General features: G+C 42.7%; 20 protein-coding genes and 1 pseudogene. 16 read left to right on the top strand and 5 right to left on the bottom strand.

Going from position 1 to position 21,845, the window contains the following annotated elements; all coding sequences use genetic code 11:
* Positions 1 to 52 precede the first annotated feature (52 nt).
* A complete protein-coding gene (gene murJ, locus DK415_RS00110) occupies positions 53 to 1,630 on the bottom strand; it encodes a murein biosynthesis integral membrane protein MurJ (RefSeq protein ID WP_109431910.1) in 1,578 nt (525 codons plus the stop codon).
* A gap of 269 nt (positions 1,631 to 1,899) precedes the next feature.
* Here murJ and rpsT point away from each other — a divergent pair, with 269 nt between their 5' ends.
* Positions 1,900 to 2,163 (top strand): 30S ribosomal protein S20, encoded by a 264-nt coding sequence (gene rpsT / locus DK415_RS00100; protein WP_005548279.1) that lies wholly within the window; start codon positions 1,900 to 1,902, stop codon positions 2,161 to 2,163.
* Between the two features lie 108 nt (positions 2,164 to 2,271).
* Here the strand turns inward: rpsT and DK415_RS00095 are convergent, their stop codons facing one another.
* Entirely contained in the window at positions 2,272 to 2,952 is a 681-nt protein-coding gene (locus DK415_RS00095) for a YtjB family periplasmic protein (protein WP_109431909.1), read from the bottom strand.
* Positions 2,953 to 3,027: 75 nt separating this feature from the next.
* Between DK415_RS00095 and serB the strand changes: the two genes are divergently transcribed.
* The 5 genes from serB (at position 3,028) to DK415_RS00070 (ending at position 8,278) form a co-directional block, all read left to right on the top strand.
* Entirely contained in the window at positions 3,028 to 3,972 is a 945-nt protein-coding gene (serB, locus tag DK415_RS00090) for a phosphoserine phosphatase (protein WP_109431908.1), read from the top strand.
* A 10-nt stretch (positions 3,973 to 3,982) separates the two neighbouring features.
* Positions 3,983 to 4,474: a YajQ family cyclic di-GMP-binding protein gene (locus tag DK415_RS00085; protein WP_005701698.1), complete on the top strand. Its 492-nt coding sequence runs from the start codon at positions 3,983 to 3,985 to the stop codon at positions 4,472 to 4,474.
* A gap of 120 nt (positions 4,475 to 4,594) precedes the next feature.
* The gene (pth, locus tag DK415_RS00080; protein ID WP_109431907.1) at positions 4,595 to 5,179 is read left to right on the top strand and encodes an aminoacyl-tRNA hydrolase; all 585 of its coding nucleotides are present in this window, start codon (positions 4,595 to 4,597) and stop codon (positions 5,177 to 5,179) included.
* Positions 5,180 to 5,247: 68 nt separating this feature from the next.
* Positions 5,248 to 6,339 (top strand): redox-regulated ATPase YchF, encoded by a 1,092-nt coding sequence (gene ychF, locus DK415_RS00075; RefSeq protein ID WP_109431906.1) that lies wholly within the window; start codon positions 5,248 to 5,250, stop codon positions 6,337 to 6,339.
* A gap of 73 nt (positions 6,340 to 6,412) precedes the next feature.
* Positions 6,413 to 8,278, top strand: coding sequence for an acyltransferase family protein (locus DK415_RS00070; RefSeq protein ID WP_109431905.1), 1,866 nt, complete (start codon positions 6,413 to 6,415; stop codon positions 8,276 to 8,278).
* Between the two features lie 73 nt (positions 8,279 to 8,351).
* On the opposite strand, the gene DK415_RS00065 is transcribed toward DK415_RS00070, so the two are convergent.
* On the bottom strand, positions 8,352 to 9,959 hold the full coding sequence (locus DK415_RS00065) for a DNA recombination protein RmuC (RefSeq protein WP_109431904.1): 1,608 nt from the start codon (positions 9,957 to 9,959) through the stop codon (positions 8,352 to 8,354).
* Between the two features lie 165 nt (positions 9,960 to 10,124).
* Between DK415_RS00065 and DK415_RS00060 the strand changes: the two genes are divergently transcribed.
* Genes DK415_RS00060 through aroE form a run of 3 tightly spaced genes read left to right on the top strand, consistent with a single transcriptional unit; the run spans position 10,125 to position 12,033 of the window.
* A complete protein-coding gene (locus tag DK415_RS00060) occupies positions 10,125 to 10,673 on the top strand; it encodes a DNA topoisomerase family protein (protein WP_109432212.1) in 549 nt (182 codons plus the stop codon).
* A gap of 4 nt (positions 10,674 to 10,677) precedes the next feature.
* On the top strand, positions 10,678 to 11,229 hold the full coding sequence (gene tsaC, locus DK415_RS00055; RefSeq protein ID WP_109431903.1) for an L-threonylcarbamoyladenylate synthase type 1 TsaC: 552 nt from the start codon (positions 10,678 to 10,680) through the stop codon (positions 11,227 to 11,229).
* Between the two features lie 3 nt (positions 11,230 to 11,232).
* Positions 11,233 to 12,033, top strand: a complete 801-nt coding sequence (aroE, locus tag DK415_RS00050; RefSeq protein WP_109431902.1) for a shikimate dehydrogenase — start codon at positions 11,233 to 11,235, stop codon at positions 12,031 to 12,033.
* Between the two features lie 2 nt (positions 12,034 to 12,035).
* On the opposite strand, the gene rarD is transcribed toward aroE, so the two are convergent.
* Positions 12,036 to 12,908: an EamA family transporter RarD gene (rarD, locus tag DK415_RS00045; protein WP_109431901.1), complete on the bottom strand. Its 873-nt coding sequence runs from the start codon at positions 12,906 to 12,908 to the stop codon at positions 12,036 to 12,038.
* 27 nt (positions 12,909 to 12,935) lie between these two features.
* Positions 12,936 to 13,814 (bottom strand): HTH-type transcriptional activator IlvY, encoded by an 879-nt coding sequence (gene ilvY / locus DK415_RS00040; RefSeq protein WP_109431900.1) that lies wholly within the window; start codon positions 13,812 to 13,814, stop codon positions 12,936 to 12,938.
* Between the two features lie 168 nt (positions 13,815 to 13,982).
* Between ilvY and ilvC the strand changes: the two genes are divergently transcribed.
* The 7 genes and pseudogenes from ilvC to DK415_RS00005 all read left to right on the top strand — a co-directional run.
* Positions 13,983 to 15,461 (top strand): ketol-acid reductoisomerase, encoded by a 1,479-nt coding sequence (gene ilvC, locus DK415_RS00035; protein WP_109431899.1) that lies wholly within the window; start codon positions 13,983 to 13,985, stop codon positions 15,459 to 15,461.
* A 67-nt stretch (positions 15,462 to 15,528) separates the two neighbouring features.
* Positions 15,529 to 16,461: a hypothetical protein gene (locus DK415_RS09525; protein ID WP_239305457.1), complete on the top strand. Its 933-nt coding sequence runs from the start codon at positions 15,529 to 15,531 to the stop codon at positions 16,459 to 16,461.
* A 109-nt stretch (positions 16,462 to 16,570) separates the two neighbouring features.
* Positions 16,571 to 18,040, top strand: coding sequence for an autotransporter outer membrane beta-barrel domain-containing protein (locus tag DK415_RS09520; protein WP_239305449.1), 1,470 nt, complete (start codon positions 16,571 to 16,573; stop codon positions 18,038 to 18,040).
* Positions 18,041 to 18,486: 446 nt separating this feature from the next.
* Entirely contained in the window at positions 18,487 to 18,861 is a 375-nt protein-coding gene (gene rpsL / locus DK415_RS00020; RefSeq protein ID WP_005543325.1) for a 30S ribosomal protein S12, read from the top strand.
* Positions 18,862 to 19,014: 153 nt separating this feature from the next.
* Entirely contained in the window at positions 19,015 to 19,485 is a 471-nt protein-coding gene (gene rpsG / locus DK415_RS00015) for a 30S ribosomal protein S7 (protein ID WP_005555497.1), read from the top strand.
* Between the two features lie 115 nt (positions 19,486 to 19,600).
* Positions 19,601 to 21,703: an elongation factor G gene (gene fusA / locus DK415_RS00010; RefSeq protein ID WP_109431898.1), complete on the top strand. Its 2,103-nt coding sequence runs from the start codon at positions 19,601 to 19,603 to the stop codon at positions 21,701 to 21,703.
* A gap of 64 nt (positions 21,704 to 21,767) precedes the next feature.
* Positions 21,768 to 21,845: pseudogene (locus DK415_RS00005) on the top strand (GTP-binding protein); the annotation flags it as partial.

The following is a 21,845-nucleotide window of genomic DNA, read 5'->3' as shown; positions in this document are numbered from 1 at the left end:
AAAAAAGATTTCGGTATTATACGCATAAATTAAGGCGTCACAAAAGCGAATTTCATGCGGTGTGCACGCCCATCAAATCCCGTTTACGAATACCTAACAACACTAATATTCCACCATAAATGATTGCCGCTAAAACGATCAGCCATGCGAGCCAATGCACACGGGTAAGAAAACTCATGGCATTCCATTCAATGAGTGTTGGGCTGTTATACCAAACCAACAGCCCCATCATGGCGGCGGCACAAAAAACTTTCAGAAAAAACACCGCACTTTGACGGCTGAAATGATAAACGTCCGCTTTCGCCAAACCGCGATAAAGCAGATAGGCGTTTAAGGTTGCCGACATGGCAGACGCCATCGCCAAACCTACGTAACTGAAAGGAATCGCTAATAAATTGAACGCCATGTTGCTCACCATGGCAATGATGCCGATTTTCACCGGCGTTTTGGTATCTTGACGGGCATAATAACCGTTCGCCAAAATCTTGATTAACATGAAACTCAGAAGCCCTGCGTTAAAGCCCCACAGGGAATAAGAGGCTGATTGCACATTGCTAAAGGTAAAGCTGCCGCGCATAAACAGCACGAGCAACATAGGCTGAGCCAACACAGCGATACCAATCATGGCAGGTACGCCAAGCAATAAAATCATGCGTACGCCCCAGTCCATTGTGTTGCGAAAATCCACCGCACTTTTGGCATTATCGTCACGGTTCACATGATGACGGGCAAGGGTCGGCAAAATCACTGTAGAAATGGCAATACCGAACAAACCAAGAGGAAACTCTAACAAGCGGTCGGAATAATACAGCCAACTGATGGAGCCCGTCATTAAGAAACTAGCGATAAAGGTATCAAGCAGCAAGTTGATCTGGCTCACAGAAACACCGAATAAGGCAGGAATCATCAGTGTGCGGATTTTCTTCACGCCTTCGTCATGCCACGCCCATTTGGGTTTTACTAATAATTTGGCTTGATATAAGAAAGGCAGTTGAAACAGAAATTGTAATAACCCGCCGAGAAAGATCCCGATAGCCAAGCCTAAATCCGGATTTTCCAACTGCGGAGCCAACCAAAGTGCCGTGGCAATCATGGCAATATTGAGCAACACCGGCGAGAACGACATCACACCGAATTTGCCGATGGTATTCAGAATTGCACCGGACAGCGCAACGAAGGTCACAAACCATAAATAAGGAAAGGTAATTTTGAGCAGCAACGAGGCTTGCGTGAATTTTTCCGCATTTGGCCCGTCATTCAACCAATCCACAAACCAACCTGTCCCGAAAATGGCCGCGACCACCGGCGAGCCGATCATCGCCAATAACGTAACGACGGTAACCAAGCCCCCCAAGGTGCCGGACACTTTGCCGATAAATTCACGGGTTTTGGATAAATCACCGGATTTTTGATACTCCGCCAACACAGGCACAAACGCTTGTGAAAACGCCCCTTCGGCGAATAATCGGCGGAGGAAATTAGGAATGCGGTTAGCAAATAAAAACACGTCTGCCGCTGCGCCCGCACCAATTAAATTGGCGATCACTACATCGCGCACCAAGCCTAATACACGCGAAACAAGCGTCATCCCACTCACGATCATGCCGGATTTTAATAATCTTTTACTCAAAACGAATTACTCTGAATGATAAAATTTGCCTAATTGTATAGAAATTTCGTTTTTACGCTATATTCTAAGGGAAAAAACTGTTAAAATCCCGCTCACATCGTTTGTGTGAGCCCATTTAGGAAGCACTTGTTAAGAATAACGATGCTTACTTTCGGTTGTGTCTCACCGAAATCAACACAAAATTCCCGTTGACAAATGTATAAGAAATCGGCATATTTACGCCCCTATTTTGTCACTATTAACTAACAGAAATTTTTAGGAGTTTGACCTTGGCTAATATCAAGTCAGCAAAAAAACGTGCGGTTCAATCTGAAAAACGCCGTCAACACAACGCAAGCCAACGCTCTATGATGCGTACTTACATCAAAAAAGTTTATGCTCAAGTAGCAGCGGGTGAGAAAGCAGCAGCTGAAGCAGCATTCGTTGAAATGCAAAAAGTTGTTGACCGCATGGCTTCTAAAGGCTTAATCCACGCTAACAAAGCAGCAAACCACAAATCTAAATTAGCTGCTCAAATCAAAAAATTAGCCTAATTTTTGCCTTACCATTAAAAAAGAAACCGCTCAAACGAGCGGTTTTTTGTTTTTGTGTATTTTAATTTTTCCTAAAGAAAAAACGATCATAAAAGCCACCACACTTCCCTATCGCATTCGTCTCCGACGCTGATGAAACGCTTTGCTCGTGGATGGCATTGTTTTGTTACTTGGCGTAGGTGTTTTTTCCACAACATGAACATGCTTACGGCTACGGCGATAGTGGCTGAGGAAATAATGAAAACTGCTGGCAAACAGAATTCCAACGAGAAAAACAATGACAATTTCACCATATAATCGATAAAAAATTTGATTAATTTTACTTTGGGTGGTCTGCCCATATTTGGCATCAAAAGTCACTCGTAAAAAGCCTTCCAGGCCGTTTGGGGAATAAATAGGTTCCACAATTTGCTGAGAATCGGCTTCCTTTTCTTCTTTATCCAAGCCCAACAAACTGCGTATATCCGACGAGTTGGTGCTTTGTGCTAATAATTCACCATTACGCGCATACACTGCCGCATCCAGTACAAATTCTTCTTTGGTGAAATTATCCAAATTTTCCACTAACCGTTCTGTTTTCGCATTATTCACCAACAACATCGAAAATAAATTGGCTTGCTGGCGTGCCAATAAATGAGAAATATTAGCGACCTGATTTACACTGGCTAGCTGTGAGCCTATTTTAAATTGTTGTACGCCAAATAAAATGATTGCCATGATACCCACACACAACAAAATGATGCCGAGAAACATCATCACCTTAATCATTTTTTCTTTTGTTAAATGCAAGTTATTTTCCCCAAAGTTTAATAAGTAAGCTAGAATACTGTGCTTTTAAAAACCGCCACAATTTACAGGATTTTTATGCAAACACAAAATCTTAACGCCATTATGGCGCATTTTTCTGAACTTCCTGCACCATTTATTGCTGACAAGCCCTATCATTCGGATCAGGCGTTTATTCTCTATTCCGACAACCTAAACCTCACAAAGTTACAGGCTTTTCAGCAAAAGTGCGGTGAAAATTTTTTGTGTTTTTCCGCGTGGAATGTGTTGCATAATACCGTGGTATTGCTCAAAGGTGAGTGGAAAGCAGAATGGATAGGCATTGCCCATGAATTAGCACTGGATATTGCGCCGCTAAACTTTCACGCCAGTTTGAAGCAAGCGGGATTATTGGTGATGGACATGGATTCCACCGCCATCCAAATTGAATGTATCGATGAAATCGCCAAACTTGCCGGCACCGGTGACATGGTTTCCGCCATTACGGAACGCGCCATGCGTGGCGAGCTCGATTTTAGCCAAAGTCTGCGCCAACGGGTTGCCACCTTAAAAGATGCACCGGAAGGCATTTTACAAGAGGTTAAACAGCATTTACCGTTGATGCCGGGATTAGTCGAAACAGTCAAAGAACTCAAAAATCACGGTTGGAAAGTGGCTATTGCTTCCGGTGGATTTACCTATTTTGCCGAAGTATTACAACAAAAACTCGGCTTAGATTTCATTGCTGCCAATCAATTTGAAATTATTAACGGCAAACTCACCGGCAACGTACAAGGCACCATTGTGGATGCGCAATACAAAGCGCAAACCTTACAACAGTTGGCACAACAATTTAACATTGCCACTGAAAACACCGTTGCCATCGGCGACGGCGCCAACGATCTCGCTATGATGCAAGTTGCCGATGTCGGCGTGGCTTATCACGCTAAACCGAAAGTACAACAATTGGCGCAAGTTATCGTCAATTTCACCGATTTAACCGCACTTTTATGTATTTTAAGTGCAAACGACAAAATGAAATAAGGAGAAAACCATGCCATCATTCGACATTGTTTCCGAAATCAGCGGACATGAAATCCGCAACGCCGTAGAAAACGCCAACCGCGAACTGACTAATCGTTGGGATTTCCGCAACGTACAAGCCGCAATCGAATTTAACGAAAAAAACGAAAGCATTAAAGTCAGCAGCGAATCGGATTTCCAAGTGGAGCAACTCATCGACATTTTACGTAACGCGTGCATTAAACGTAACATCGAATCCACTTCGTTAGATATCCCTGCTGACTATGAACACAGCGGCAAAACGTACAGCAAAGAAATCAAGCTGAAACAAGGCATTGAAACCGACATGGCAAAAAAAATCACCAAGCTGATCAAAGATTCCAAAATCAAAGTCCAAAGCCAAATCCAAGGCGAGCAAGTGCGCGTTACCGGTAAATCCCGCGATGATTTACAAGCCGTGATTCAACTCGTCAAAACAGCCGAACTGGGACAACCATTCCAATTCAATAATTTCCGCGATTAAAAACGCGTTCAAAAATGACCGCACTTTAGATAATTAAAGTGCGGTTTCCTTTTCCCTTCATTGAGAAAAAACCGACTTTCCGCTACAATACGCCACTATTTTTATTCACGTAAACAGACTATGTCAGAAATTAAGTTAATTGTTGGGCTTGGCAATCCCGGCGATAAATACGCAGACACCCGCCACAATGCCGGAGAATGGTTAATTGAGCGTTTAGCACGGCGGTTTAATGTCACATTAAATGCGGAAAATAAATTTTTCGGGAAGGTGGGAAAAACGCTGATGAACGGCAAAGAAATCCGTTTTTTGGTGCCGACAACCTTTATGAATTTAAGCGGCAAAGCGGTAGGCGCATTGGCGAATTTTTATCGTATCAAACCCGAAGAAATTTTAGTCCTGCATGATGAGTTAGATTTACCACCTGGCAGCGTTAAACTGAAATTAGGTGGCGGACATGGCGGGCACAACGGCTTAAAAGATATTGTCGCCGCATTGGGCAATAACAACAATTTTTATCGTCTGCGCATTGGGATCGGTCACCCGGGACATCGTGATTTAGTGGCAGGTTATGTGTTAAACAAACCCTCACCCAGTGAGCGCGAAGCACTTGAAAAAGCCTTGGATGAAGCGGCAAATTGCGTGGAACTGCTTTTCAAAGATGGCATCGTCAAAGCCACTAATCGACTGAATAGTTTTAAAATTTAACCGAAAAGTGCGGTCAAAAAACAGGGTAAATTTCAACCGCGCTTTTTCTTCACCAATAAGGAAAAATTATGGGATTCAAATGTGGTATCGTGGGCCTGCCGAATGTGGGCAAATCCACACTTTTCAACGCCTTAACCAAAGCCGGCATTGAAGCGGCAAACTATCCGTTTTGCACCATCGAGCCAAATACCGGCGTGGTGCCAATGCCGGATCCGCGTTTAGATGCCTTAGCGGAAATCGTCAAACCTGAACGCGTATTGCCAACTACCATGGAATTTGTGGATATCGCAGGTTTGGTTGCAGGTGCAAGTAAAGGCGAAGGTTTGGGTAACAAATTCCTCGCCAATATCCGTGAAACTGACGCCATTGGCCATGTCGTACGTTGTTTTGAAAACGATGATATCGTACACGTTGCGGGCAAAATTGATCCGTTAAACGATATTGAAACCATCAACACCGAACTGGCGTTAGCCGACTTAGACAGCTGTGAACGCGCCATTCAACGTTTGCAAAAACGTGCAAAAGGCGGTGATAAAGACGCAAAATTCGAACTTTCCGTGATGGAAAAAATCTTACCGGTACTTTCTGAAGCAGGCATGATTCGTTCCGTGCCGTTGGACAAAGACGAATTACTAGCAATCAAAAGCTATAATTTCTTAACCTTAAAACCGACCATGTACATTGCCAACGTGAATGAAGACGGTTTTGAAAATAACCCATACCTCGACAAAGTCCGCGAATTTGCCGAAAAAGAAGGTTCTGTCGTGGTGCCGGTGTGTGCCGCAATCGAAGCGGAAATCGCTGAATTGGATGATGATGAAAAGCTCGAATTTTTACAAGATCTCGGCATTGAAGAGCCGGGCTTAAACCGTGTCATTCGTGCCGGTTATGCTCTTCTCAATCTGCAAACCTACTTCACTGCCGGCGTGAAAGAAGTGCGCGCATGGACGGTTTCTGTTGGCGCCACCGCACCGAAAGCCGCGGCTGTCATCCATACCGACTTTGAAAAAGGCTTTATCCGTGCAGAAGTGATTGCCTACGAAGATTTTATCCAATTCAAAGGCGAAAACGGTGCTAAAGATGCCGGTAAATGGCGTTTAGAAGGGAAAGATTACATCGTACAAGACGGCGATGTGATGCACTTCCGCTTCAACGTGTAAAACAGTCTAAAAATGAACCGCACTTTAAGCAACTAAAGTGCGATTTTTTTTATCTCTTTTTTAAGGAATTTACATGTCTTCTTCAATTAAATATCGTGCTGAAATAGATGGACTTCGTGCCATTGCGGTGATTTCAGTGATCATCTACCACCTCAATGCAAATTGGCTGCCGGGTGGTTTTCTTGGCGTAGATATTTTCTTTGTTATTTCCGGCTTTCTCATTACCGGCATCATCATTAATGAGATACAAGAAAATCGTTTCTCTTTTAAAGACTTCTATACCCGCCGTATAAAGCGAATTTACCCGGCATTTATTGTGGTAATGGCCCTTGTGTCTTTGGTTGCTTCTGCATTATTTATCTATAATGATTTTAACCAACTCAGAAAGACCATTGAGCTTGCCGCTGTATTTTCCTCCAACTTTTATTTAGGGTTTAAACAAGGTTATTTTGACCTTAATGCGACAGAAAACCCTGTTTTACATATTTGGTCATTAGCCGTTGAGGAACAATACTACTTAATTTTCCCTTTATTTTTATTATTTGTATATAAAAAAGCAGGGGATTTAAAATCTATTTTTAGATTTACACTAATACTCTTTATCCTGCTGTTATTAACCTCATTTATTCCTAACACTTTTTATAAAGATGTATTACATCAACCGAATACTTATTATCTTTCTAATTTACGCTTTCCAGAGTTACTTATTGGATCTTTATTAGCCATTTACAATATTAATCCACGAGCAAATCATACTTTTAACAAAAAGCTTATTGGGAATTTCAGTTTTTTATTATTACTGGCTTGCCTATATTTTTATCATAACAAGTTAATCTTTATTCCCGGAGTAAGTTTAGTTTTACCTTGTTTACTTGCCGCCCTTGTCATTTACACCACAACGCAAGATAGTATTGTCAAAAAACTGCTTTCCACCAAACCAATGGTATTTATTGGAAAAATATCTTATTCACTCTATTTATACCATTGGATATTTATCTCTTTTGCCTACTATATTACGGGCACCAAACAAATAGATAATCAAATTGTATTGTTAGTCACGGCGTTAACCGTACTTTTCTCTATCTTGAGTTATTACCTAATTGAGCAGCCAATTAGAAAATCAAAATTAAGTTTCAAACAGGCATTTTTATATCTCTATGTGATCCCTTCTGTTTTAGTGATTGGATATAACACCTATGAAAGAAAACAGATCAAAAATGAGAAAACACAAATCAATCAAGAAATACTATTAACAGATGTAAATACAGCTCTTCCAGCAAAAATCTTAACGATTGGCGATTCTCATGCTGATCATTTAGCCTATTTCTTAAATTATGTTGGTGCACAAGAAGGCTGGAAAGCCGATATTTTGAATATAGGTATCGATTGCCTAGCATTGGTGAATAAAGATGGGGAAATTACACCAGAATGCCAATCATATTGGGATGAAATAGCCAAATACGATGTTATTTTTATTTCTGAGTTTTATGATCTTCGAATGGAAGGGCAACCGGTTCCACGATTTGAAGCAGAATCCTATTTAGTCCCTGACTTTGAAATCAGATTCAAAAAAATGGTGGAAAAACTCGCCACAGTAAAACCTGTTTATGTTTTTGCCAATAACAGTTCGATTAACCGTTCCCCTATTCGAGGACATCTCCTCGCTAAATATGGGTTAGATAAATATCTCGAGCCAATTCGTAGAATGGGCGATATTGATGCGAGCAACCAAATCATTCATGATTTAATTAAAGATATCCCGAATGCATATTGGGTTGATGCACAACAATATCTACCTAAAGACAGTGTGATGGCAGAAGGAAAATATCTCTATGGAGATCAAGACCATTTAACAAACTTTGGTGCTTACTATTTAGGGAAAGAATTCACCAAACACCAAAGATTGCTCTCGCCTGAACAGGTCGAAAAAATTATATAAATAGTTCGATCTTGTAAGTATTTGTCGAATCTACCCTGTTAACAAAAGTGCGGTTTTTCTACCGCACTTTTTATTACTGTTGTTCTTTATTAAGCAACAACCGTTCCGTTTCAAAATCATGATGTAGCGGTTCGATATCGGGCATTGTTTTGTTGGCTTTGGCAGAGAGTGCTTTAAAGCGTTCCACTTTGCCCATCAAGCCCTGTTGCCCCACTAACGCAGTAACAGCACTGTTGTAGTGCGAACTGACGGTGGAAAGGCTGTTTCCCACTTTCGCTAAACGCTCTGCGAGTAAGCAGATTTGGTTGTAAATCTCACCGGCTTTTTCGCTGATTTCACGCGCTTCCGCATTACCGCGCTCCACCCTCCACAGGTTCGCTACCGTGCGCAAAATCGGCATCAGCGTGGTGTGTGACACCATAATGACATTTTTGTCATAGCCATAACCGAACAAACTCGGATCCATTTTTAAGGCTTCAATGTAAGCCGGTTCCACGGCAATAAACATCAACACGAAATTCGGGCTACGTATGCCGATAAGGTTGCTGTAATCTTTGCGGGATAAGTCGTCGATGTGATTCCGCAGTGCTTTAATATGCTCACGCAGAAACGCCTGACGCTCTATTTCATCTTCAGCACTGACCGCACTTTCATAGGCGTTAAGCGACATTTTGCTGTCGATAATCAAATGTTTCTCATCCGGTAGGTTAAGAATAAAGTCGGGATAATTGCGTTTGCCTTCTTCGTTTTTGAAATGCGCCTGTGCCGTGTAATGTTCATCTTCCACCAAGCCGGCAGATTGCAACGCCCGCTCCAACTGCATTTCACCCCAGTTACCAAGGGTTTTCTTTTCCCCTTTCAGAGCGGAAGTCAAATTGTTCGCTTGTTGCGACATACTCAAACCAATTTCCAGCACTTTCTTAATTTCCGCCTCCAAGCCTGCGTTGCCCTTAAGGGATTCCGAGTGAATTTCATTCACTCGTTTTTGGAAACTCTCAATTTGCTCACGGAAAGGCTTTAACAAGCTGTCCATCGACGCTTGGTTCGTTTGCTGAAAACGCTGGCTTTTCTCTTCTAAAATACGATTGGCGAGGTTTTGAAATTCCGTATTGAGCTGCTGTTTGGTTTGTTCAACATGTTGTTGCTGCTCGACAAAATGCTTTTCTTTTTCCGTTAACGTGGTTTTCAATTCCGCCAGTTCCTGCGAAAGTGCGGTGTGTTTTTCCGTTAAATTTGCCAGCGATTCTTCTTTGCGGACAATCTGCGCTTGGCTTTGCGCAAGTTGTCCGCGCAAGCTGTCCGCCTGTGCCGATGCCACACCAAAACGTTCTTTCAGCGTCGTTATTTGTTCTGCGATGGCGGAATGGCGAGCCTGTTCTTCGTTCAGTTCCGTTTGCAAATACTGTACTTTTTCATCCCGTTCGTTTAAGCGAATTTGTAGCCCATCCACCGTGGTTTGGGCTTTCACTACCTCTTGTTCTAATTGATTTTTACGGGCAGTAACGGCATCAAATTTTTCTAATAAGCGATTAAAATCTTCAATGTTTTTATTTAAATCTTGTTGTAATTCAACGCTATCCCGTTTCCGGCGCGCGCTGACAAAAAGCAAAATAAGGCAAAGCACGCCCAATACGACGCAAACGCCCAATAACACATTTAAATCAATATCCAATGCAAACATGTTCCCTCCTGATATTGGGCGTTAGTATAAAGGAAATCCGTGGCCTTTGCCGACCTTTTGCTTTTTCATTTCATGGGTGGAAAAAGGCGCAAAACTTACGGTAGAATGGCGCTTGAAGCATTTTCATATTTGTCGAGAAAAATCACCGCACTTTTAGGGCATGCCATGAATCAACCTTTATTTCAGCCTACCAAACACGAGGAACACTGCCCGCAGTGCGGTGCGTTGTTGCAAATAAAACAAGGCAAAAAAGGGCTGTTTCTCGGCTGTTCTGCCTATCCGCAATGTGATTATTTGAAACCGTTACAGGCTTCCAACGAAGTAAAAATCCTTAAAATATTGGAACAAACCTGCCCTCAATGCAGCCATTTATTGGCGTTAAAACAAGGGCATTTCGGCATGTTTATCGGTTGTAGCAATTATCCGGAATGTCATTTTGTGGTGCATGAGGAAGCAGAAGAGGAAACGGAAGAACACGTACCTTGCCCGAAATGTAAAGAAGGTCAGTTAGTGGCGCGGCGTGGACGTGCCGGCAAGCTATTTTACGCCTGCAACCGTTTTCCGCATTGTAAGTTTTCCGTGCCAACTAAACCTTATTTAGTGGATTGCCCGCAATGCTACGGCAATGTAGCCTTATTAAAAAAACAACAGGGCGAACAACGCACTTGGCAATGTGTGAATAAAACCTGCCGCCACATTTTTACAACCGAGTAACCTCATGAATTTACAAGAGATTGTTAACCATTTAAAAAATCAGCAAGTCGTTGCCTACCCTACCGAAGCGGTTTTCGGCTTAGGTTGTAATCCAAACAGCCAAAGTGCGGTGAAAAATTTACTTGTTTTAAAACAGCGCCCCATGTCAAAAGGGCTAATTTTAATTGCGCCGAGCTTGGATTTTTTGTTGCCTTTTATGGATGAACGCCATTTGATGGAAGCACATTGGCAACGCTTAACCACGCAATATGATCGGCCAACGACATGGGTCGTCCCGGCAAAAACAACGACACCCAAATTTCTTACCGGCGATTTTGACAGTATTGCGGTGCGCATCAGCCAACATCCAGCGGTTAAGCTGTTATGCGAACAGGCGGGCTTTGCTCTCACCTCCACCAGCGCCAACTTAACCGGACAGCCGCCTTGCCGCACAGCACAAGAAGTGACACAGCAATTCGGCACGGATTTTCCGGTGCTGGATATGCCTGTGGGCGGTGCGGTAAATCCATCCGAAATTCGCGACATTTTCACCAACCAAGTTTTTCGTCAAGGATAAATCATGTTATATGCCGTTTGGGGCAACCCGATTATTCAAAGCAAATCGCCGCAAATTCATCGCATTTTTGCCAAACAAACCGCCCAAGACGTGCAATACGATGCCATGTTAGGCGATGAACAGGATTTTGAACGGCAACTATTGGCGTTTTTTGCGCAGGGTGCGGCGGGATGTAATATCACCTCGCCTTTCAAAGAACGCGCGTTCAAGCTAGCAAATGCACACAGTGAGCGTTGTCTGATGGCGGAAGCCTGCAACACATTGAAGAAATTAGACGATGGCACACTGTATGCGGACAACACCGATGGCGCAGGATTGGTGACGGATTTGCAACGATTGAATTGGCTTAAGCCGAATCAAACCCTACTCATTTTAGGGGCAGGCGGTGCCACAAAAGGCGTGTTGTTACCGCTTTTACAAGCTCAGCAAAACATTGTGATTGCCAACCGCACTTTAGCCAAAGCGCAACAGCTGGCAGAGAAATTTTCGCCTTATGGCAACATTTGCGCTGTAGAACTGAGTCAACTTCCCGTGCAATCCTTTGATGTGATTATCAATGCGACCTCCTCAGGTCTGCACGGCGGTACGATACAAATTAACGATGATATTCTGCGAGCAGCAAAAGCGGTTTATGACATGCAATATGACCGACAAAAAGACACGCCGTTTTTAGCACGCTGTGGTGCGTTAGGTGTACAAAATCGATGTGATGGTTTCGGGATGTTATTGGCGCAGGCGGCGCATTCATTTTATTTATGGCGAGGCGTAATGCCGAACATTACACCGTTATTTGAGCAGTTATAAGGCTATTGTCGCGTTTTCGCTTGTAGAATGCCATCCGTGATAATCAAAAGCATGGCAAGAACCAAACAAATAAACAGCGGATAACTTTGCGCATCAATTTCTTCACCGATTAACAAAGAAACTCCCACCATCAGGCAAGGCTCTATATAACCAAGTAAGCCCAACAGATTCATCGGCAAATGGTTACTGGCAAGAATATAAGAATTGAGCGCCGTCCCGCTAATTAAGCCGAGCAGTAGCAACAAAACCAAAATATTTGGATTACTTTGTTGTACTTGGGCAATATCCACTTGCCAAGCGAAATAAATACAAAATGGCAAAAGGGTCAACATTTCTAAGAAGAATGCCGCAAGATCGGTCATTTTCCACATTCGACGTACCACAAAGTAAGTGGTATATCCCACGCAAATTACCAACGCTTCCCAAGAAATTTTCCCTTTTAAGGCGATGTTGGAAATTACCCCCACGGCAGCAATCAATACGGCTAAAAACTTAATGCGAGAAATCCGTTCTTTAAAAATAATTCGCGCCGCCGCCACCATCACCAAAGGCAATAATAAATAACCGAAAGAAACGCTGAGCGAGCTGCCGTTATTAGGTGCCCACAAAAATAGCCACATTTGAAAACCCATCAACGCGCCGGTAAAGAGAAAAGCCAACGCAAAGTGCGGTTGTCTTTGAATGCGTTTTAAATGGGCAATCAATGCCATTTTTTGTTTAAACAAAAACACAGCCGCCGCCACAAAAGGCAAGGTAAATACAATGCGATAACCGAAAATATCTGTGCCACTCAAAGGCAGCAATAGCGTAGAAAAATAATACATGTAGCCAAACAGCAAAGAGGCAAATAATGAAAACGCAACGCCTTTTAGCATAAAAACTCCTTAAATCATGACCGCACTTTACGCTAATAACTGCCAAAATGCACGCACTAAAGAGCGCTCTAAGGCAGGCTTCAAGGCGCAAACACCGAGTTCAAAAGGGGTAACCGGCTCCTCTAACTGCAAGGTAGAAATTTGGCTATTCAACGGGCTGTTCTTAATCACCACATCAGGCAATAACGCCAAACCACAGCCCAGTGCCACCATGGACACAATGCCTTCATGCCCCGCCACGGTGCCATAGATTTTCGGGTGTTTGATGCCTTTTTGTTTAAACCATTCTTCAATCCGTTGCCGTGCCATGCCGTCTAATGGCAAGATAAAAGGAACCTGTTGCCAATTAATCGGTTCTTGTTGCAGTAATTGTGTTGCCGAACATGCCACACGGGGCGCAATCATCGACAACGCAATATCATCGATATAATGAAACGTCACCGCACTCGGTAATACCGGCGGTTTCCCTGCCAACGCCAAATCCACCTGCTGCGCCTGCACCAAATGTACCGCCTGCGCCGGATCGCCTGTGGTCAGTTGAATTTCCACTTTCGGATAATGTGCTCGAAATTTCTCCAAAATCCCCGGCAAATGACTATATGCCGCCGTCACCGAGCAATACAACTTGAGCTCCCCGCTAAGCTCTTCCTCTTGGGTATGCAACTGCTGTTGAAACAACATCCAATTCTGCCACTGCTGCTGTGCAAACGCCAAAAACACCTCACCATTCGGCGTTAACGACACCTGACGGTTATCCCGCCATAAAAGCTGCTGCCCCAATTCCTCTTCGATTTTTTGAATTTGGCGGGACAAGGTTGACGGCGACATATGGTGCAACGCCGCCGTTTTGGCAAAGTTTTGGGTTTGGGTGAGGGTGATGAAGATTTTGAGATCGTTAAACGTCATAGCGGTTTATTTTATAAAGGTGAGTTTAAATTTACCCATTCATAAGCAAAGGGATTTAAATTGCAAAAAACGCAATACAACATTTCAATAATATCACTTTACGCAACATACCAACACCCTATAATCGTTTGAACTTCTACAAACACTCCCACACAAAAGGAAAACATCATGGCTAATTATTTCAATACCTTAAACTTACGCCAACAATTAGATCAATTAGGTCGTTGCCGTTTTATGGATCGCAGTGAGTTCGCAACGGAAGCAGATTTCTTGAAAGGCAAGAAAATCGTTATCGTCGGTTGCGGTGCACAAGGGTTAAACCAAGGGTTAAATATGCGTGATTCCGGGTTGGACATCAGCTACGCATTACGTCCGGAAGCCATCGCAGAAAAACGTGCGTCATTCCAACGTTCCAGTGAAAACGGCTTTAAAGTGGGCACTTATGAAGAACTTATTCCAACCGCCGATTTAGTGATTAACCTCACCCCCGACAAACAACACTCCAAAGTGGTTGCAGATGTCATGCCATTAATGAAAAAAGGCGCTGCATTGGGCTATTCCCATGGTTTAAACATTGTTGAAGTAGGCGAGCAAATCCGTTCTGACATCACCGTCGTGATGGTGGCACCAAAATGCCCGGGTACAGAAGTACGTGAAGAGTACAAACGTGGTTTTGGCGTGCCGACCTTGATTGCTGTGCACCCTGAAAATGACCCACAAGGCGAAGGTTTAGAAATTGCCAAAGCTTGGGCGGCGGCAACCGGTGGTCATCGTGCAGGCGTGTTGGAATCCTCTTTCGTGGCGGAAGTCAAATCCGACTTAATGGGCGAACAAACCATCCTTTGCGGTATGTTGCAAGCAGGTTCTCTCATTTGCTACGACAAATTAGTAGCTGACGGCAAAGATCCGGCTTATGCAGGCAAATTAGTACAATACGGTTGGGAAACCATCACCGAAGCCTTAAAACAAGGCGGCATCACGTTGATGATGGATCGCTTGTCCAACAGCGCGAAATTGCGTGCGTTCGAGTTAGCGGAACAAATCAAAGAAGAATTGGCGTTTTTATTTGCCAAACACATGGACGATATCATCAGCGGCGAATTCTCTCGTGTGATGATGGAAGACTGGGCAAACGGCGATGCCAACCTCTTAAAATGGCGTGAAGAAACCGGCAAAACCGCTTTTGAAAACGCACCGAAATACGATGGCAAAATCAGCGAGCAAGAATATTTCGACCATGGCGTGTTAATGATTGCGATGGTGAAAGCCGGTGTTGAATTGGCATTCGATACCATGGTGGCCAGCGGCATTTACGAAGAATCCGCTTACTACGAGTCCTTACACGAATTGCCGTTAATCGCCAACACGATTGCGCGTAAACGTTTATATGAAATGAATGTGGTGATTTCCGACACCGCAGAATACGGTAACTACTTATTCGCTAACGTTGCCGGCCCGATTATGCAAAAAGCATTGGTGCCGACTTTACGCAAAGGCGATATCGGCGAACCAACACCAACTGTGGAAATCGACAACATCACTTTACGCGATGTGAACGATGCAATCCGCAATCATCCAGTAGAATTAATCGGTCAAGAATTGCGTGGTTACATGAAAGATATGAAACGCGTGTCATTGCAAGGTTAATCAAATACCATTATATTAAGCCGATTTTTTAAATCGGCTTTTTTATATGAAAAATTAAGGAATCAGTATGAAAAACAATAAAAAATTTAACCACACTTTTCAGTTAAGTTTGGTTGCAACAACATTAAGTTTAGCAAATTTGGGATGGGCAACGGATCTCACTTGTAATACAACAACAGGTTGTAAATATATTCAAGGACCAGGCAATACGTGGTATATCAACGATACAGCGACTCAACTCGCCGATGCTGTAAATGTCACCGTTGAAGCAGGAAATTACCAAAACAAAGCAAAAACAGAAACGGGTGCTAGTTATAACCTAGGCCGACCAAGTCAATCATCTGATGCTTTATTTCATATTTTCGATCTAACAAAACAAGATAATGTCATTACACTAAAATCAGGCGTTAAAGCAACGCTTAAAGAAGATTATACGTCCAGCCAATTAGTTCATGTCAATGGTGCAACAGCAAATTTAGAACAGGGTGTAAAACTCATCGTTGACAAAAACTATTCTCAAATTCACAACATTCCTGATGCTAATGGTCATTTTGATGGCAATGCTGCCATTGAATCCCGTAATTCAACAATCAATACTGAAGCAGATATTGAGCTCAATAATGACGGTTCAAATGCAATTGAATCGCAAGAAACATCTACCATTAACTCTTCTAACCATCAAATCACCATGAATGGTGAAAACAACGGGGCATACACGCTTTTCGGAAAAGACATTGTAAATATTAAAAACGTCACTATTACTGGAAATAAAGATTTACAATCTGTTTTTGATATTGGAAATGATCTCTCTGAAACACAAATCGTCAATGCTAAAAAGTTAAACGCTACGTTAAACGATAAAAGTATCTTCATGAACCTCCATGACAGCGGCACACAGACGGTTACCTTAAGCGATTCTAAGATTAAAGCCGGTTATGGATTGCATGCTGTACCGTTTGGGGACGAACATACCGTTACTCTGAACTTACATCTTACATAATAGCGAATTAAATACCACTCGAGCACTCATTTCCATCAATGATCCGAATTTCCCACTTGACGAGGAAGACGAGGAAGAAATTGATGCAAATGCAGCAAGCACATTCCATTTGCACCTTAGTGCTGATAACAACTCAAAACTGACCGGCGCAATTATTGAAAATCCACAAAGACCGGCAAAAACCGAAGTAAACGTCACATTAGCCAACAGCCAGTGGAATTTTAATCAATCGAGTATTCTTCATCACTTGAATACGCAAAATTCAACGGTCAAATTTGAACCGACATCGGAATATAAAACGTTAACGATTAAAGGTGATCTTTCCGGCTCCACCACATTTGATCTCAATACCAATATCGCTGAAAATAAAGCCGATAAAATCGTTGTGAAAGGAAAAGCGGAAGGTGATCATCACCTTAATGTGACGGATCACGGCGCTCATGTGGCAAACGGTAAAGTAACCTTAGTTGAAACCAACACCGGAAATGCAAAATTTTACTTAGCGAATGCCAATGGTTATGTGGCACTCGGTGCTTATAAATACTTCTTAACCCCTGAAGGAAAAAATTGGGTGTTAGCGCACTCACAAAGCACAGTCACACCACAACCTCAGCCACAGCCACAGCCACAGCCACAGCCACAGCCACAGCCACAGCCACACCCACAGCCACAGCCACAGCCACGTATTACACCATCGTTACCGGCGACCGCACAACTACTTGAGAGCGCAAACGCACAAGTGTCTCTTCGCCAAGCGGAATTACTGATGGTCGAAAATGAATTAAACGGCATTCACCAACGTTTAGGTGAAATAAGAATCGGTGAGAAAGGCAATATTTGGGTGAGAAACGTCAATTCACACCAAAAACTCACCGCACTTTCGACGGGTGAAAGTCAAACTTCCGGCTTTAAGCAAAACGTACATAGCTTACAAATCGGTGCGGATGCAGCGGTAACGGATAAGGTGCGTTTAGGCGGATTTGTCGGACACAGCCAAGCCAATATTGACTTCAACGATCATTACGGCAACGGAAAAGTGAAAGGACAAGCCATTGGGGTTTACGGGACTTACATGGCTGACAATGGTATCTATTTAGATAACATCGCGCAATATAGTCGCTTAACCGCCGACTCGAATCATACGGAAAAACACCATTACAACGCTTACACGTTAAGCAGTGAAATCGGCAAACAATTCCAATTAGCCGGTGCATGGACCGTGACCCCACAAGCGCAATTAGCTTGGACGCATATCAACGGTAAAGAAAAAGAAGATAGCTTATCTGCCATTTCTTCTCGAATCGGTTTACGCCTTGCCAAAACCTTCGAGTTGAGCCAAGGATGGAAACTTCAACCTTATGCCGAAGCGAATGCGATCACGACACGCCACAGCCACAGCGACATTAACTACCGTGGTACTCAGCTCAATGTAGAAAGTTATCGCGGTCGTTTCACAAGTGCGGTCGGTTTTAATGCAGGTTTGGGCAATCACCGCATTGGTTTAGAAGTGAATCGCTCCGACGGTAAACACATCAAGCAACCATTTGGCGTACAAGCCGTCTATCGTTTCCAATGGTAGTTTAAAATAAATAAAAAATGCGCTTAATTTTAAGCGCATTTTTCTTTTTTAGATTAACTCATTACTTATGTACTAATCTTACCCACTGCACTGATAAAGCATCATATCCATACCTTCACAAATCCACTGTTTCCCTTACATTTTAATAAGCTACCCAGATAATTTCAGAGAGGCACAGATTCTTTATTGTTCAATAGTTTTTATTTCTGAATAAATTAATATTGATGATTATCGTGCTACTTTAAATACCTAAACAGAACAACAATAAAATCTAAGTTAACAAGGCCATTTTTTAAATAATTTTTACGCAATCAAAACAAAATAGGAAAGCTAGAATCAGTTGACAGCCTACGCTTTGAAGATTAAAATCTCTGGTCTGTTCTTGTATGGACAGATTTTGTAAAACAACATTCTTTAATGAATTTTTATTAAACTGGAGTTTTTTAATGGCAACAATCAACCAGCTAGTACGCAAACCGCGTGTGAAAAAGGTTGTAAAAAGTAACGTTCCTGCATTAGAGGCTTGCCCGCAGAAACGTGGTGTATGCACCCGTGTATATACAACTACACCTAAAAAACCGAACTCTGCATTACGTAAAGTATGCCGTATTCGTTTAACCAATGGTTTCGAAGTAACCTCATACATCGGCGGTGAAGGTCACAACCTTCAAGAGCACAGTGTTGTGCTTATCCGTGGCGGTCGTGTTAAAGACTTACCGGGTGTGCGTTATCACACCGTACGCGGCGCATTAGACTGCGCTGGCGTAAAAGATCGTAAACAAGGTCGTTCTAAATACGGCGTTAAACGTCCTAAAGCTTAATGGTTCTCCGTTAAGTAAGGCCAAACGCTAAATTAGTAAAACTTATTTAAATCACAAACTCCAGTATCTAATTAGCCCCTTATATCAAAAGTGCGGTTAATTTTTATCGAGTTTTGGGATACCCTGAAGATTATAAAAACGGAGAAATTCGCAATGCCACGTCGTCGTAGTATTGAACAACGCAAGATTTTACCGGATCCGAAGTTCGGTTCAGAATTGCTTGCTAAATTTATTAATGTCATCATGGTAGATGGTAAAAAATCTATCGCAGAATCTATCGTTTATAACGCGTTAGACACTTTAGCTCAACGTACCGGTAAAGAAGCTTTAGAAGCTTTTGAAGCGGCATTAGAAAACGTACGTCCAACTGTGGAAGTAAAATCCCGTCGTGTTGGTGGTTCTACTTACCAAGTGCCGGTTGAAGTTCGCCCTGTGCGTCGTAACGCATTAGGTATGCGTTGGATCGTTGAAGCCGCTCGTAAACGCGGTGATAAATCCATGGCTTTACGTTTAGCTAACGAATTATCTGATGCATCTGAAAACAAAGGTGCAGCAGTTAAGAAACGTGAAGACGTTCACCGTATGGCTGAAGCTAACAAAGCGTTTGCTCACTACCGTTGGTAATATTCGGTTAGCAGTTACGTTTTTAGGCTTCATCTCATTTTTTATGCGATGAAGCCTCATTCATTTATAAAATTTCGTATTTAATTTTAAATAAGAAATCGTCAAGGAAATAATAATGGCTCGTACAACCCCTATTGAAAGATATCGTAATATCGGTATTAGTGCGCACATTGATGCTGGTAAAACTACTACCACTGAACGTATCTTATTCTACACTGGTGTAAGTCACAAAATTGGTGAAGTACACGATGGTGCAGCAACCATGGACTGGATGGAACAGGAACAAGAACGTGGTATTACCATTACCTCTGCGGCAACAACCGCATTCTGGTCCGGTATGTCACAACAATTCCCACAACACCGTATTAACGTTATCGACACCCCGGGACACGTTGACTTTACTGTTGAAGTAGAACGTTCTATGCGTGTTCTTGATGGTGCAGTAATGGTTTACTGTGCAGTTGGTGGTGTTCAACCACAATCTGAAACTGTATGGCGTCAAGCGAACAAATATGAAGTTCCACGTATCGCATTTGTTAACAAAATGGACCGTACCGGTGCAAACTTCCTACGCGTAGTTGATCAATTAAAAACCCGCTTAGGTGCAAACGCAGTTCCTCTTCAACTACCTGTTGGTTCTGAAGAAAACTTTACCGGTGTTGTTGACTTAATCAAAATGAAAGCAATTAACTGGAATGAAGCTGACCAAGGTATGACCTTCACTTATGAAGACATTCCTGCAGATATGCAAGCAGCTTGTGAAGAATGGCGTCAAAACCTTGTTGAAGCAGCTGCAGAAGCTTCTGAAGAGCTAATGGAAAAATACCTTGGTGGTGAAGAATTAACTGAAGAAGAAATCAAAGCAGGTCTTCGTCAACGCGTATTAGCGAATGAAATCATCTTAGTTACTTGTGGTTCCGCATTCAAAAATAAAGGTGTTCAAGCAATGCTTGATGCTGTTGTTGAATACTTACCTGCTCCAACTGATATTCCTGCAATTAAAGGTATCAATCCAGATGAAACAGAAGGTGAACGTCATGCAAGTGATGAAGAACCATTCTCTTCATTAGCATTCAAAATTGCAACTGACCCATTCGTAGGTAACTTGACTTTCTTCCGTGTATATTCCGGTGTAATTAACTCTGGTGATACCGTGTTGAACTCTGTACGTCAAAAACGTGAGCGTTTCGGTCGTATCGTTCAAATGCACGCAAATAAACGTGAAGAAATCAAAGAAGTTCGCGCAGGCGATATCGCTGCTGCGATCGGCTTAAAAGATGTGACGACAGGTGATACATTATGTGCTATTGAAGCGCCAATTATCCTTGAGCGTATGGAATTCCCAGAGCCGGTAATCTCTGTTGCAGTAGAACCAAAAACGAAAGCAGACCAAGAAAAAATGGGTCTTGCATTAGGTCGTCTTGCACAAGAGGACCCTTCATTCCGTGTTCATACTGATGAAGAATCTGGCGAAACCATTATTTCCGGTATGGGTGAGTTACACCTGGATATCATCGTTGACCGTATGAAACGTGAATTCAAAGTGGAAGCTAACATTGGTAAACCACAAGTATCTTACCGTGAAACAATCCGCTCTCGTGTTAACGATGTGGAAGGTAAACACGCAAAACAATCTGGTGGTCGTGGTCAATATGGTCACGTGGTTATCGACTTATACCCACTAGAGCCAGAAGGCCCAGGCTATGAATTTGTTAACGAAATCAAAGGTGGTGTTATCCCTGGTGAATACATCCCTGCAGTTGACAAAGGTATTCAAGAGCAACTTAAATCCGGTCCATTAGCAGGTTATCCGGTAGTTGATATCGGTGTTCGTTTACACTTCGGTTCATACCATGATGTGGACTCCTCCGAATTGGCGTTTAAACTTGCAGCCTCTTTAGCATTTAAAGCAGCATTCGCAAAAGCAAACCCAGTTTTACTTGAACCAATCATGAAAGTTGAAGTAGAAACTCCACCTGAGTATGTAGGTGACGTAATCGGTGACTTGAGCCGTCGTCGTGCGATGGTAAACGGTCAAGAAGCAAATGAATTCGTTGTTAAAATCGACGCTGAAGTTCCGCTTTCTGAAATGTTCGGTTATGCAACTGACTTACGTTCCCAAACTCAAGGTCGTGCTTCCTACTCAATGGAACCATTGAAATATGCTGAAGCTCCGAAAAACGTGGCTGAAGCAGTTATTGAAGCTCGTAAAAAATAATTTTGTTTAACTAAATCCACAAGCCATTCCGGCTTGTGGACTTATACATTGAGGAAACTTAATCGTGTCTAAAGAAAAATTTGAACGTACAAAACCGCACGTTAACGTGGGTACAATCGGCCACGTTGACCATGGTAAAACC

Source organism: Aggregatibacter segnis (assembly GCF_003130075.1).
GTDB lineage: Bacteria > Pseudomonadota > Gammaproteobacteria > Enterobacterales > Pasteurellaceae > Aggregatibacter > Aggregatibacter segnis_A.
The sequence above is the reverse complement of the archived record's forward strand: the minus strand, read 5'-3'. Positions and strand labels throughout refer to the sequence as shown.